This window comes from Dyella subtropica (assembly GCF_026283965.1).
In the GTDB taxonomy this organism is placed as follows: Bacteria; Pseudomonadota; Gammaproteobacteria; order Xanthomonadales; family Rhodanobacteraceae; genus Dyella_D; species Dyella_D subtropica.
The window spans coordinates 128,693-143,632 of the sequence record NZ_JAPDPD010000002.1 but is presented as its reverse complement, the minus strand read 5'-3'; the positions used below and the strand labels follow the sequence as shown (position 1 = coordinate 143,632).

9 protein-coding genes and 1 riboswitch are annotated in these 14,940 nt (G+C 63.5%); of the genes, 5 read left to right on the top strand and 4 right to left on the bottom strand.

All coding sequences use genetic code 11. The annotated features are described in order from the left end of the window. Positions 1 to 27 precede the first annotated feature (27 nt). Positions 28 to 1,908 carry a TonB-dependent vitamin B12 receptor gene (btuB, locus tag OUZ45_RS03080; RefSeq protein ID WP_266168450.1) on the bottom strand — a complete coding sequence of 627 codons (1,881 nt, stop codon included), beginning with the start codon at positions 1,906 to 1,908 and terminating at the stop codon, positions 28 to 30. Positions 1,909 to 2,018: 110 nt separating this feature from the next. Then, a riboswitch (cobalamin riboswitch) is annotated at positions 2,019 to 2,237 on the bottom strand. Positions 2,238 to 2,856: 619 nt separating this feature from the next. Between btuB and OUZ45_RS03075 the strand changes: the two genes are divergently transcribed. Further along, positions 2,857 to 4,872, top strand: coding sequence for a phosphocholine-specific phospholipase C (locus OUZ45_RS03075; RefSeq protein WP_266168449.1), 2,016 nt, complete (start codon positions 2,857 to 2,859; stop codon positions 4,870 to 4,872). 507 nt (positions 4,873 to 5,379) lie between these two features. Here the strand turns inward: OUZ45_RS03075 and clpB are convergent. Then, positions 5,380 to 7,968 carry an ATP-dependent chaperone ClpB gene (clpB, locus tag OUZ45_RS03070; RefSeq protein WP_266168448.1) on the bottom strand — a complete coding sequence of 863 codons (2,589 nt, stop codon included), beginning with the start codon at positions 7,966 to 7,968 and terminating at the stop codon, positions 5,380 to 5,382. 181 nt (positions 7,969 to 8,149) lie between these two features. Here clpB and otsB point away from each other — a divergent pair, with 181 nt between their 5' ends. From otsB to otsA, 3 genes are read left to right on the top strand one after another with little or no spacing between them, the layout of a single operon-like run. Continuing rightward, positions 8,150 to 8,953, top strand: coding sequence for a trehalose-phosphatase (otsB, locus tag OUZ45_RS03065; protein WP_266168447.1), 804 nt, complete (start codon positions 8,150 to 8,152; stop codon positions 8,951 to 8,953). Further along, positions 8,925 to 10,754: a glycoside hydrolase family 15 protein gene (locus OUZ45_RS03060; RefSeq protein WP_425601664.1), complete on the top strand. Its 1,830-nt coding sequence runs from the start codon at positions 8,925 to 8,927 to the stop codon at positions 10,752 to 10,754. The genes otsB and OUZ45_RS03060 overlap by 29 nt, the downstream gene beginning before the upstream one ends. 2 nt (positions 10,755 to 10,756) lie before the next feature. Further along, entirely contained in the window at positions 10,757 to 12,139 is a 1,383-nt protein-coding gene (gene otsA, locus OUZ45_RS03055; protein WP_266168446.1) for an alpha,alpha-trehalose-phosphate synthase (UDP-forming), read from the top strand. Between the two features lie 116 nt (positions 12,140 to 12,255). Here the strand turns inward: otsA and pgeF are convergent, their stop codons facing one another. Both pgeF and rluD read right to left on the bottom strand, forming a co-directional pair. After that, the gene (gene pgeF, locus OUZ45_RS03050) at positions 12,256 to 13,026 is read right to left on the bottom strand and encodes a peptidoglycan editing factor PgeF (RefSeq protein ID WP_266168445.1); all 771 of its coding nucleotides are present in this window, start codon (positions 13,024 to 13,026) and stop codon (positions 12,256 to 12,258) included. Continuing rightward, a complete protein-coding gene (rluD, locus tag OUZ45_RS03045; protein WP_266168444.1) occupies positions 13,013 to 13,990 on the bottom strand; it encodes a 23S rRNA pseudouridine(1911/1915/1917) synthase RluD in 978 nt (325 codons plus the stop codon). The genes pgeF and rluD overlap by 14 nt, the downstream gene beginning before the upstream one ends. A 70-nt stretch (positions 13,991 to 14,060) precedes the next feature. On the opposite strand from rluD, the gene OUZ45_RS03040 reads away from it, so the two are divergent. Then, positions 14,061 to 14,900 (top strand): outer membrane protein assembly factor BamD, encoded by an 840-nt coding sequence (locus OUZ45_RS03040; protein WP_266168443.1) that lies wholly within the window; start codon positions 14,061 to 14,063, stop codon positions 14,898 to 14,900. Positions 14,901 to 14,940 lie beyond the last annotated feature (40 nt).

The window sequence follows — 14,940 nt, the reverse complement described above, 5'->3', positions numbered from 1 at the left end:
CAGGATCTCGTGTGGACAACAAAGGACTTACAGAGCGGGCTGGTAACTCACACTCAACATCGCCGTGCGGCCCAACTGGTTGTAATAAGCCGCGGTTTCGTAGCGCTTGTCGAACACGTTGCGCACACTGAGCTGCAGTTTCCACGCGCGATCGATCGCGTAAGCAAAGCGCAGATCGGTCAATGCGTACCCACCAAGGTGCTGCTTGTTGGCCAGATCGTCGTAACGATCATCCGCGGCATACACGCTGGCGCCCACGCTGAAAGCCCCAAAGCGGCGATCGGCATCGATGCGCGCGCTGCGGCCGGCACGGCGCGGCAACCACTTATCGTGATTGGGTCCATTGCTCTCGTTGCGTGGATCGAGCCAGGTTGCGGTGCCGCGAAGATCCCAGCCGGCCAGCGAGGTATTCGCCACCGCCTCCACGCCATGGATGCGCACACGCTCCACATTGCCCGGCAGGCCGATCGAGGCGTCATACGCGATCAGGTCGCGGATGCGGTTTTCGAAGGCGTTGAGCGACCAGTTGCCCCAGCTATGCGTTCCGCGCAGGCCAAGCTCATAGTTGTGCGAAGTCTCCGGCTTCAAAGCCGCGTTGCCGTAACCGGGGTAGTAGAGCTCGTTGAAGGTTGGCGCTTTGAAAGCCGTGCCCGCGCTCGCCGTCAGCCGCAGCACGCTAGTGAAATCCCAACCCCACAACAGGCTGCCCGTGGTCTTGCCTCCGAATTGCTGGTTGTCGTCGCGGCGCACACTGGCTTGCAGCGATTGCGCACCGAAGGTCTGCTGCCACTGGGCGAACACGCCGCGGTCAAGGCGACGGGTGCGCGCATAGGTCGTGGTGCTATTTACCCGATCGCGCTGCCAGTCGTAACCCAGACTCCACAACCCGCCGCCCAGCGAGAGATCGCCCTGCAGTGAACCAAGATCGCGGCGGGTATTGAAGGTGTCGACGTAGACCCGGTTTTCGTAGTCGTCACTGAGGTCCGCACTCTGCCCCACGTTCAAGGTCAGCGTCAGCGCCTTGCTCGGGCGGTAATGCAGCCGCGCACCGGCTACCTGATCCACCACTTCGGACTGGTTGGTGTACGAACCGTCGTATTTGTTGAAGCCCCAGGTACGCAGCCATTGCGCATCCGCGTCCCACGCCTCGCTGAAGCGATAACCACCCTTGAGCGACACCGAGTGATTGCGGAAACCGTCACGATCCGGTTCATAGACATAGCAACCCGCGCCATGGGGGAAGGGCTTGCCGCGGCAAGCGTTGATGCCGTCCGTGTTTTCGTGTGTCGCCTCGGCGGCATACCAGCCGTCGCCGACCTTGCCGCCCACACCGGCGCCCGCGCGCACCGTCTGCTGGGTGCCATAGCCCAGATTGAAATTCGGCGCGAAGCCCCCCTGCGGACGTCGCGTGAAAATCTGGATCACGCCACCCAGCGCCTCGGAGCCGTACAAACTGGAAAACGGACCGCGCACGATCTCGATCCGCTCGATCTGATCCACCGGAATGTTCTGGATCGACGCCTGTCCCAACGTGGCCGAACCGATCTTCACCCCATCCACCAGGATCAGTACGTGATCCGCCTCGGTGCCACGCAGAAACAGCGACGTGGACTTGCCCAGACCACCATTGTTGGCGATCGACATCCCCGGCGTACCCTGCAGTAAATCCTGCACCGACTGCGGCTGCAGCCGCTCGATATCCGCGCGATCAATCACCGTGACCGCCGCCAACGTACTCGCCTGCGTCTGCTCCGTACGCGTGGCCGTCACCACCACGCCGTTGAGATCACTGGCCGAATCCGCCGCCGCATCAGCAGCGAACAAAGGAGAACATACACATGGGAGCGCGACACAACACAACGCCGCCGCCAACGCGGACTGGCGCGCAAAAGAAGAATGCAAAGACACTGAAAGCTCCTACACCGCGCCTGCCCGCGCGGAACGCATGGGGTCAGGACAGACGGAGGGAGACTTGGCGGACACGCGGACGCATGCCATCCACGACATTGCCCACCGCATGTCCGGTTCACCTCAAGGCCGGTCTCCGGGCTCGCGAGCGAAGGCTGATGCCTTCCCGACTGGCGCCTTCCCATGCCTAAGCACAGTGGCATTCGCCAGTCGTTTACTCGCCTACCGTTGCGGGGGCAGCTCCGGAATTGCCATACACACATGACGCACCGGATTCCCGTTTCAACCACCAGCCAACGCCGGCAGTCACCTCAGGCCGGGCGATCTTAGCGCAGAGCGCGAGGCTTGGTTGGATTCGCTGATGACTTAGCTGATACGCCGTCTCAAGTACTCACCCCTCCCCAGCCCTCCCCTGCAAGCAAGGGAGGGAGCAGAAGCAAAGGCGATGCGTAAGCGAGCCGTACATGGGCCCCTGTGCAGCGGTGAGGGCTGGACGATCAGGCCCCGAAGGGGGTGCAGGCATGGATGCCTGCGCCTTTTCGACACGACAGGGACGTCGTGTCGAAAAGCCCGGCCAGACCTCACGGACCCGAAGGGCGCGCAACCGGGGTGGCCTCTCTTTTGGTTACTTTTCTCTGGCCAAGCAGAGAAAAGTGACCCGGCCTCCGGCAGGAGGACGGAACCCGCCGAAGGCGACCAGAACGCGATAACGCGACAACCGAGCGGCAAGGCACTGGATCCCTGCCTGCGCAGGGATGACGAAGTAGGAAGTGGTGTCGCGAGCGCCCAGCGCGCCCAACGTATAGACACCCCATCCCACCCATCCAACCCCCGACAAAAAACTGTCTCAACAGTGGCATCGATCCGCAACACCCATCAGTTGCACTTGGCGGCGGGGAATTCCACCTGCCGCCGGCTCGCGTAGCCGGCACTCACCTGGAGTGCGGCATGAGCGAGATCGACGACGTCAAGCGACGCAATTTCCTCAAAATGGCAGCCGCCTCGGCCGGCGGCCTAGCGGCCATGTCAGTCCTACCACCGGCCATCCGGCAAGCCCTGGCCACCCCCGCGGCAACGGTAAACGGCACCATCACCGACGTGCAGCACGTGGTGATCTTCATGCAAGAAAACCGTTCATTCGATCACTACTACGGCAGCATGGCCGGCGTGCGCGGCTTTGCAGACCGCGTGCCGGCACCGCTGCCCGGCGGCACGCAAAACGTGTGGCACCAGCCGTATACCGGCAATTCGGCCGGCTACATGCTGCCGTTCCATATGGACACGACGACCACCAGCGGCATCTGCATCAATGCGCCGGCCATGAACTATCCGGTCGATACCGCCATCTGGAACAACGGCAAGTACAACGCGTGGAACACCGCTCGCTCGCCCGGCCTCGGCATGGGCTACTTCACGCGCAACGACCTGCCGTTCTATTACTCGTTGGCCGATCACTTCACCATCTGCGACCAGTATTTCTGCTCCACCCTCACCCAAACCAATCCGAACCGCCTGCATTTCTTCAGCGGCAGTAACGGACTGTCCGTGGGACAAACCGCGGTGCTCGACAACACCGAGCCCAGCGCCGGCTTCAGCTGGACCACCTACGCCGAGCGCCTGCAGATCGCCGGCGTCAGCTGGAAGGTCTACCAGCAGAGCAACAACTTCGACGACAACGCGCTGGCGTGGTTCACCTCGTTCAAGCAGTCCTCGCCCGGGCAGCCGCTGTACGACCGTGGCATGGCGATGGTGCCCGACCTGGTGAGCGCGTTCGCCAACGATGTGGCCAACGACACACTGCCGCAGGTGTCGTGGATCGTCGCGCCCGACTATCTGTCCGAGCACGCGAACTACAAACCCGCCTACGGCGAAAACCTCACCTCGCAGCTGCTGGCTGCCCTGGTCGCCAATCCTGCGGTGTATGCCAAGACGGTCTTCATCCTCAACTACGACGAGAACGGCGGCTTCTTCGACCACGTGCCGCCACCCACACCGCCATCGTCGTCGTCCAATGGACTTTCCACCGTCAGCACCACCGGCGAAATCACCAGCGGCAAACCGATCGGCCTCGGCTTCCGCGTGCCGATGATGGTGGTCTCGCCATGGTCCACCGGCGGCTGGGTCTGCTCGCAGGTGTTCGACCACACCTCGGTGTTGCGTTTCCTCGAAAACCGCTTCGGCGTCGCCGAACCCAATATCAGTGCCTGGCGCCGCGCCGTCTGCGGCGACCTCACCTCGGCCTTCGATTTCAGCGGCAGCACCACCACCTGGCCCAGCCTACCCGCCACCAGCGGATACCCCGCGCAGGCCGACAGCCAGTGCTCCACCTTGCCCGCCCCCACCGTGCCGAGCACGCAGTCCATGCCCGGCGCCGAATCCACCAACACGCGACCGGCGCGCGCCCTGCCGTATGAACTGGACATCCAGGGCAGCGTCAACACTTCCACCGGCCGCTACGTACTCGAATTCATCAACACCGGCACCGTCGGCGCCGTATTCCAGGTGTACGCCGCCAATCGCAGCGACGGCCCGTGGCGCTACACCGTCGAAGCGGGCAAGACACTCTCCGACTACTGGACCGCAAAAACCTATAGCAAAGGCATCTACCAACTCGAAGCCCACGGCCCGAACGGCTTTCTGCGCGTATGGAAAGGCGGCGTCGCCAATGCCGCGGTAATGCCGGAAATCTCGCTGAGCTACAACCCCAGCAACAACAGCCTGCAACTGATCATGACCAACGCAGGCACCAACACCTGCACCTTCACCGTCAGCAACGGCTACCTCGGCGCCGACGTCCGCATCTACTCCGTCCCCGCCCACGGCAGCCACACCGACACCTGGGACCTCAGCACCTTCGCCAACTGGTACGACCTCAACATCACCGTCGCAGAAGCCAGCGGTTGGTCACGAAGGATTGCCGGACACATGGAGAACGGCGCGGCGAGCTTCAGCGAGCCGAGATAACGCACTTCGCTGTTGCTCTTCAGCTGTTGCTCTTCAGCTGTTGCTCTTCAGCTGTTGCTCTTCAGCTGTTGCTCTTCAGCTGTTGCTCTTCAGCTCTTGATCTTCGGGTCCCCTGTGCAGCGGTGAGGGCTGGACGATAAGGCCCGCAGGGGGACCGCCATGGATGGCGGTTCCTTTTCGACACGACAGGGATGTCGTGTCGAAAAGCCCGGCCAGACCTCACGGACCCGCAGGCGAAGCCGGAGGGCGCGGAACCGGGGTGGCCTCTCTTTTGGTTACTTTTCTCTGGCCAAACAGAGAAAAGTGACTCGGACCGCGGCAGCGGTTCGAAAGCCCGCGGCAGGCGAGCCCGGTTGCGATATCGCAAACATCAAACGACAACGCCACTGGACCCCGGCCTACGCCGGCGTGACGAAGTAGAGATGCCGTCGCGAGCACCCGCCCCTCACCCTAACCCTCTCCCCCTGCTCTTATTTCACTTGGGGGAGAGGGAGCAGAGCTGTCAGATCAGCGCTGCGTGTGGAACACCAGTTGCCCACTCTCGGCATCCACAACAATCGTGTCACCCGGAGCGTAACGCCCCTCGAGAATCTCCCTCGCCAGCGGATTCTCCAACTGCTGCTGGATCGCCCGCTTCAACGGCCGCGCCCCATACACCGGATCGAACCCGACATTGCCGAGCAGATCCAGCGCCTTGTCGCTGATCTCCAACCGCAGCTGACGCTCGGCCAGACGCTTCTCCAGATAAGTCAGCTGGATCAACGCGATTCTGCGGATCTGCTTCTTCTCCAGCGGACGGAACACCACCAGCTCATCGAGACGGTTGATGAACTCCGGACGGAAGTGCGCCTGCACCACGCCAAGCACCGCTGCCTTCATCTTGGTGTAGCTCTCGTCGCTCTCATCCGACTCCATTTCCTGGATCAGTTGCGAACCAAGGTTGGACGTCATCACGATCACGGTGTTGCGGAAATCCACCGTGCGCCCCTGGCCGTCGGTGAGCCGGCCGTCATCGAGCACCTGCAACAGGATGTTGAACACATCCGGATGCGCCTTCTCCACCTCGTCCAGCAGGATCACGCTGTACGGACGCCGACGCACCGCCTCAGTGAGATAACCGCCTTCCTCATAACCGACGTAGCCCGGAGGCGCACCGATCAGGCGACTCACGGAGTGCTTCTCCATGAACTCGCTCATGTCGATACGCACCATCGCGTCCTGCGCGTCGAACAGGAACTCGGCCAGCGCCTTGCACAGCTCGGTCTTGCCCACACCGGTGGGACCAAGGAACAGGAACGAACCGTACGGACGGTTGGGATCGGAGAGACCCGCGCGCGCGCGGCGGATCGCATCGGACACCGCACGCACCGCTTCGTCCTGACCAACCACCCGCTTGTGCAGCGAAGACTCCATGTGCAGCAGTTTGTCGCGCTCGCCTTCGAGCATCTTGCTGACCGGGATGCCAGTCCAGCGCGAGACGACTTCGGCGATTTCTTCGTCAGTGACGCGATCCTGCAGCAGCTTGAACTCCTGCTTCTCGGCGGCCTGGGCGGCGGTGAGCTGCTTTTCCAGCTCCGGCAGGCGGCCGTACTGGATCTCGCTCATCTTGGCGTAGTCCTGCCGGCGCTGCGCCGATTCCAGTTCCACGCGCGCCTGCTCGATCTGCTCCTTCACCTTGGTCGCGCCTTGCAATGCGGCCTTCTCGGACTTCCAGATTTCGTTGAGATCGGAGAACTCGCGCTCGAGCTTTTCGATATCCGATTCCAGGCCGGCGAGACGCTTCTTGGACGCTTCGTCGGTTTCTTTCTTCAACATCTCGCGCTGGATCTTCAACTGGATCAGGCGCCGCTCCAGGCGATCCAGCTCCTCCGGCTTGGAATCGATCTCCATGCGGATGCGGCTGGCCGCTTCGTCCATCAGGTCAATGGCTTTGTCCGGCAGCTGACGATCGGTGATATAGCGATTCGACAGCGTGGCTGCGGCGACGATCGCCGGGTCGGTGATTTCCACGCCGTGATGCACGGCGTAGCGCTCCTTCAGCCCGCGCAGGATGGCAATGGTGTCTTCCACGCTGGGTTCACCGACGAACACTTTCTGGAAGCGGCGCTCCAGCGCGGCATCCTTCTCGATGTACTTGCGGTACTCATCCAGTGTGGTGGCGCCGATGCAATGCAGTTCGCCGCGAGAGAGCGCGGGCTTGAGCATGTTGCCGGCGTCCATCGCACCGTCGGCCTTGCCGGCGCCGACCATGGTGTGCAGCTCGTCGATAAACAGGATCACCCGGCCTTCCTGTTTGGCGAGATCGTTGAGCACCGCCTTCAGGCGCTCTTCGAATTCGCCACGGAATTTGGCGCCGGCGATCAGCGCGCCCATGTCCAGCGAGAGCACACGGCGATCACGCAGGCCTTCGGGCACCTCGCCCTTCACGATGCGCTGGGCCAGGCCTTCGACGATGGCGGTCTTGCCCACGCCGGGCTCGCCGATCAGCACAGGGTTGTTCTTGGTGCGACGCTGAAGTACCTGGATGGTGCGGCGAATTTCCTCGTCGCGACCGATCACCGGATCGAGCTTGCCGCTTTCGGCGCGCGAGGTGAGATCGACGCAGTATTTCTCCAGCGCCTGACGTTGCTCCTCGGCGTTTTCGCTCTGCACTTTCTCGCCGCCGCGCAGCTTGTCGATAGCGGCTTCCACATTGGCTTTAGTAGCGCCAGCGGCTTTCAGCGCTGCACCTAGCTCGCCCTTGTCGTCCAGTGCGGCGAGCACAAACAGCTCGCTGGCGATGAACTGATCACCGCGCTGTTGTGCGAGCTTGTCGGTGAGATTGAGCAGGCGCGTCAGCTCATTGCCGACATGCACATTGCCTTCCTGCCCGCTGACGCGCGGTAGGCGCTCAAGCGTTTCGCCGATGCGCTGGCGCAAGGTTGGCACATTGACTTGAACCTGAGTGAGCATCGGTGCGGTCGAGCCGCCCTGTTGGTCAAGCAGTGCCGCCATCACGTGCACGGGCTCTAGCATGTTGTGATCGCGACCGACCGCCAGCGATTGCGCATCAGCCAACGCCTGCTGGAAACGCGACGTGAGTTTGTCCATCCGCATGGGCATATCCCCGTTGATTGATTTGGCGGACGTACCGCCACTGCATCGCGAAATGCGGCCGACGCCGGGCGATTCAAGCGTCCGCAGCATCTTTCAGGTCATGGTAGATGGATCCAAAGCTGATCTTCACATTCGCCCTGCTAGGCTGTTTTCGATGTCTGCGTCCTTGCCCGCTTCTGCCATGTCTGTAACACCTCTGCCGGCCCCGCCCCTTCCGGGCACCGAGGATCGCTGGGCGCTGTTTCTCGATGTCGACGGCACCTTGCTCGAGTTTGCCGACCGTCCCGACGAAGTGCGTGTCGAGCCTTCACTGTATGCCTTGCTCGCCGAACTCTATGCCGTGCTCGACGGCGCATTGGCCCTGGTCAGCGGCCGCAGCATGAACAGTCTCGATGCACTGTTCGGCACGCCCCCCTGGGCCATGGCCGGTCTCCACGGCTTGCAATTGCGCCACGCTAACGGGGAACAGCGTGAAACCCGAGTCAGCGCGAGCCGGCGCACTTTGGTGCTGCATACGGCGGAAACGCTGGCCCGCGCGTTTCCCGGGGTGCTGGTGGAGAACAAGGACCTAACCGTTGCCCTGCATACCCGCGGCGTTCCCGATCAGTTCGATGCGTTGAAGGCGGCCGTGAAGCACTTGCTGCCGGAGCTGCACGGTTATGAGTTGCAAGTCGGCAGCCAGGTGCTGGAACTGAAGCCGGTCGGCATGGACAAGGGCAAGGCGTTGGCTGAGCTGCTGGAGCGCGCGCCGTTTGCGGGTCGCCTGCCGGTTTACCTCGGCGACGACCTGACCGACGAATACGGCTTTGCCGCCACCAATCTCGAGAACGGCATCAGTGTCCGCGTGGGCGAAGGACGAGAGCCCAGTCTCGCCCAGTACAGCTTGCCGGGTCCGTCTTCCGCGCAGGCCTGGCTGTTCCGCGTTTTGAACGTGCTCAAGCAAGGAGTCCACCCTCATGCCTATCCGTTCGGAGGAGATGCTTAAATCACTTCAGGCTGGATCTGCCCAGGAGAGCCTGACCCTGGGTGTCATCGGCAACGGCAGCGTCGCTGCCTTGATCGATGGCTATGGCCGCATCGTGTGGTCCTGCCTGCCGCGTTTCGACAGTGACGCCAGCTTCTGCGCCTTGCTCTCACCGTCCGGTGAAGGCGGCGACTGGAGCATCGAACTGGAAGACGCCGTTCGCGCCGAACAGCACTATCTTCCCAACACGGCGGTGCTGGTCACGCGCATCTACGACCGCCAAGACAGCGCCATCGAGATCGTCGATTTCTCCCCGCGCCACCGCTCGCATGGCCGCTTCTATCACCCTGTGCTGCTGGCCCGCCGCGTACGGCCGATCCATGGCAGTCCGCGCATTCGCGTCCTGTTGCGCCCCCTGTGCGACTACGGCTCGCGCAAGCCGGAAACCAGCGCGGGCAGCAACCACATCCGCTATCTGCTGAGCGAAGTCACGCAACGACTGACCAGCGATGTGGCCGTGCCGCTGGTCGAGCGCGGCCTGTTTTTCCATCTCGACCGGCCGGCGCATTTCGTGTTCGGTCCTGACGAAACGCTCGCCACCTCTCCCGCCGACTTCATCCACACCGCGCTGGAATACACCATCGCCTATTGGCGCGAATGGGTGCGCAACCTGTCGGTGCCGTATGAATGGCAGGACGCCGTGATCCGCGCCGCCATCACGCTGAAGCTGTGCCAGTACGAAGCCACCGGCGCCATCGTGGCCGCACTCACCACCTCGATTCCCGAAGCACCGCACACCCAGCGCAACTGGGACTATCGCTATTGCTGGCTGCGCGACGCCGCCCTCACCGTGCGCGCGCTGAACCGGCTGGGCGCGACGCGCAGCATGGAGGAGTACATCCGCTACGTGTTCAACATCGTGTCTGCGGAAGACGACCACGAAATAGGCCCCGTCTTCGGCATCACGTTCGAACGCGAATTGCTCGAACGGGAGGCGACGGGACTTGCCGGCTATCGCGGCATGGGGCCGGTGCGCGTGGGCAACGATGCATGGCGCCAGCGCCAGAACGATGTCTACGGCTCGGTGGTATTGGCCTCGGCGCAGTTGTTCTTCGACCGCCGCCTGGAACATCCCGGCGACGAGCGCACCTTCCAGCGTCTCGAAGGCATGGGCCGCATGGCGCTGCGCATGGCTGAAGAATCCGACGCCGGCCTGTGGGAATTCCGTGGGCGCGCCGCCGTGCACACCTATTCCGCGGCCATGTGCTGGGCGGCCTGCGATCGCCTGGCACATATCGCGACTCAGCTCGGCGTGCCCGACCGCGCCCGCTACTGGCATGAGCAGGCGGTGCAACTGCATGCACGCATCATGGAGCGCGCATGGAACGAACGGCTGGGGCATTTTGTGGATGCCTATGACAGCGAACATCTCGATGCCAGCTTGCTGTTGCTGGCCGACATCGGTTTCGTGCGCGGCAAGGATCCGCGCTTCATCGCCACGGTCGACGCCATCGGCAAGGCGCTCGGCCGTGGCGACTATCTGTTCCGCTACATCGCGCCAGACGATTTCGGCACACCCGAAACCAGCTTCAACATCTGCACGTTCTGGTACATCGAAGCACTCGCCGCGACGGGGCGCAGGAAACGGGCGCGCATGATGTTCGAGCACATGCTGACCATGCGCAATCCACTGGGCCTGCTGTCGGAAGACATCGCGCCGGCCAGCGGCGAGCATTGGGGCAACTTCCCGCAAACCTATTCACTGGTTGGCCTGATCCAGACCGCGATGCGTTTGTCGCGCCGCTGGGAAGATGCGCTGTGAGCATGGCACCGCCATCGCGCGCGGGTCAGCTGATCGTGGTGTCCAACCGCGTGGCATTACCCAAGCAGACGGCCACCGGCGGGCTCGCATCCGCCATGCGCGAGGCGCTGCGGGAACGCGGCGGCCTGTGGTTCGGCTGGAGCGGCAAGATCGCCCGCCAGACCGCGAGCACGGTACACCACCGGCAGGACGGGCCGGTGCGCTACGCCACCATCGACCTCTCACGCAGCGACCACGACCATTTCTACGATGGTTACGCCAACCGCACACTATGGCCACTGCTGCATTATCGACCCGACCTTGTCGACTATAGCCGCGGCCATCTGGACGGCTATTTGCGTGTCAATAACGTGTTTGCCGAACGGCTTATCGACCTGATCGAACCGAATGACACGATCTGGGTGAATGATTACCACCTAATTCCATTGGCGGCGTTGCTGCGGCAACGCCGTATCAAGAACCGTATCGGCTTCTTCCTGCACACGCCGCTGCCGGCCGCCGGCCTGCTGATCGCCCTGCCGCGCCATCGCGAATTGCTGGAAACCCTTTCCAGCTACGACCTGATCGGCCTGCACACCGCGCGCGACTTGCGTTCGCTGGAGGAATACTTCGTGCACGAGACCGGCGCATCGTTAGGGCGTGGCCATCGTTTGCGCAGCAGCCAAGGCCGGCGATTTCGTGCAGGCATGTTTCCGATCGGCATCGACACAAAGCACGTGGCGCAGGATGCAGAACAGTCCGAATCGCTCGAAGAAATCGCCGATCTGCGCACTAGCCTGGAAGGCCGCGCACTGATTATCGGCGTCGACCGCCTGGACTATTCCAAGGGTCTGCCGCAACGCTTCCATGCCTACGCGCGGCTGCTCGAACGCGCACCGGAGCTGCACCGCCAGGTGAGCTTCCTGCAGATCGCACCGCCCTCGCGTACCACGGTGCCGGAGTACCGGCAGATCCGCCGCGAACTGGAACGTAGTGCCGGTCATATCAATGGCCTCTACGCAGCACCGGACTGGGTACCGATCCGCTACGTCAACAAGTCCTTTCCGCACAGCGTGCTCAGCGGCTACTACCGCAACGCCAAGGTCGGCCTGGTGACACCCATGCGCGACGGCATGAATCTGGTCGCCAAGGAATACGTCGCCAGCCAGGACCCGGAAAATCCCGGTGTGCTGGTGTTGTCGCGTTTTGCCGGCGCGGCGCAGGAACTGACCCAGGCACTGCTGGTGAATCCGGCGGATACCGAGGAAGTGGCCGACGCGTTGCAACAGGCGCTGAGCATGCCACTGGCGGAACGCCGCCAACGCTGGCGCGGCATGATGGATGTGTTGGAGCGGCATGACATCACCGCGTGGCGGCAGTCGTTTCTTGGAGCGCTGGCGGATTGACCGACCTTGTAGGAGCCCACCCTGTGGGCGAAACGGCCCGACAGGGCCGCTGTTGACCAGAGCGCGGCCCTATCGGGCCGTTTCGCCCACAGGGTGGGCTCCTACAAAAGCGTTGATCACTCCAGCCAGATCAACGTGGCGAAGCGTCCGCTTTGCGCGCCATCACGGCGATAGGAATAAAAGCGCGGGTCGGTCAGCGTATCGAATCCGCCGCCGTAGACCTGCAGGACGCCCGCTTGGGCCAGTCGCCGCCGTGCCAATCCAGCGAGATCGCACAACCAGTGCCCGGGCCGGGTCGGAGCGAAACAGCTCGCTGCGCCGCTGTCGCCATTCACGAAGGTGCTGCGCACTTCTTCGCCTACTTCGTAAGAAGCGGCGCCGATGCACGGCCCCAGCCAGGCCATCACATCAGCGGGCTCAGCCTGCATGTGCGCGACGGTGGCCTCCAACACGCCGGCCGCGAGGCCGCGCCAACCGGCGTGAGCGGCGGCGACCTCGCTGCCATCGATGGCGCAGAACAACACGGGCATGCAATCGGCGGTAAGGATCGCCAGCGGCTCGCCGATGCTGCGGGTGACCGATGCATCGGCGTTTGGCTCCGGATCGGACAGACTCGACGGATCACACTCGGCCACGTCGACGCCATGCACCTGCCGCAGCCAGTGCGGCGCGCGCGGCAGTTGCAGCGCGGACCGCACCGTTTCGCGATTCGCTGCCACCACTTCCGGCGTGTCGCCGCAGCGGCTGCCCAGGTTGAAGCGTTCGTACGGCGGCTGCGATACCCCCGGGCCCTGTCGCGTACTGACCGCCGCGCGCACACCGGGCGGCGCCGACCAGGCGGGTAACAGCCAACCCTCGAGCGTCGCCACCACTTCAGCTCCAGTCATCGGGATCGGCTTGCTGTGTATCCGCACGCAAGGCATCGATCAATTCCTGCTGGTCGGCCGGACGTGCCGCACTGAAGGACAGCGGTTCGTGACTGATGGGATGCTCGAAAGCCAGCCGTTCGGCATGCAGGGCCTGCCGGCGGAAACCGCGCAGCGCGGCGACCAGTTCCGGCGTGGCGCCCTTGGGCAGGCGCAGGCCGCCGCCGTAAAGCGGGTCGCCCACCAGTGGATGATTGATATGCGCCAGGTGCACGCGGATCTGATGAGTGCGCCCGGTTTCCAGGTTGCACTGAAGCAGGCTGTGCGCCCGGAAACGCTCGCGCAGGCGGTAGTGGGTGACGGCGTGCTTGCCGTCCTCCTCGTCGCGCACGGCCTGGCGCAGGCGGTCGCCCATGTGGCGGCCGATCGGCGCGTCTACCGTGCCGCCGGCCACCAGGGTGCCCAGCACCACGGCTTCGTATTGGCGCTCCACGTCGTGACGGGACAGCATCTCGACCAGGGCGGTGTGGGCCGCCAGGGTCTTGGCGACCACCATCAGGCCGGAGGTGTCCTTGTCCAGCCGATGCACGATGCCGCCGCGCGGCAACTCGGCCAGCTTCGGATCGTGATGCAGCAAGGCGTTCAGCAAGGTGCCGGCGGCGTTGCCGGCACCGGGATGCACCACCAGCCCGGCCGGCTTGTTCAGCACAAGGACGTATTCGTCCTCGTGGACGATCTCCAGCTCGATGGCCTCCGGGGCCAGCTCCACCTCGGCCTCCAGCTCCACCTCCAGCCGCACCTGCTCCCCGCCCCGCAACAGCTGGCGAGGTGGCGCCAGGGCGCCGTCCAGGGTCACCGCCCCGGCTTTGACCCAGGCCGTCAGGCGCGATCGAGAATATTCCGGGAACATCTCGGCCAAGGCCCGGTCGAAACGCCAACCTGCAGCGGACAGCGGCACGGTGGCTTCATGACGGATGGTCGTCATGACTGCCTGCCCGGGTGCCCGGCGGTTTCGGCTATCATCCCTTTTCGATCAAACATCTGAACCCTTTCTCATGCGCGTAACCAAGCTGCAGGCCCTCAAAGTACTCCTTGTGCTCGCCGTCACCGCTTCGATAAGCGCGTGCTCGTTGTTCGGCCACAAGAAGGACACCATCGACACCTTGCCGGTGGACAAGCTGTACGCCAACGCGCACAACTCGATGGAACACGCCGACTATGCGGCCTCGGCCAAGGCTTACCAGCGCCTGATCGCGCGCTTCCCGTCCGGCGACTACAACGAACAGGCCCAGCTCGATCTGGCCTATTCGCAGTACAAGGACAACCTGCCGGACGACGCTTACTCCACGATCAACCGCTTCATCAAGACGTATCCGACCCACAAACACGTGGATTATGCCTATTACTTGCGCGGCCTGATCAATTTCGATCGCACGGGTGGCTTTATCGAGCGCATCGTCCAGCGCAGCGAGTCGCAGGCGCGCCGCGACCAGGGCTACAACCTGCAGGCGTTCGACGACTTCTCCGAGCTGACCCGCCGCTTCCCGGACAGCGCCTACTCGGCCGATGCCCGTCAGCGCATGATCTACCTGCGCAACGTGTTGGCCCAGTACGAAGTCAACGTGGCCGAATTCTACCTGCGCAACAAGGCCTACGTCGCCTCGGCCGATCGCGCCCAGTACGTGATCGAGCACTACCAGCAGGCGCCGCAGACCGGCGACGCGCTGGCCATCCTCACCCGCAGCTACATCGGCCTGGAGCAGCCCAAGCTGGCCGAGCAAACGCGCCAGGTGCTGGCCCTGAACTATCCGAACCACCCGTATCTGACCGATGCCAAGTGGCCGCATGCACCATCCATCTTGCGCAAGATGGTGCCGTTCTCCGGTCACCACTAAGCCAGCCAGTTCCGATTAAAGAACGCCGCGATCCGCAAGG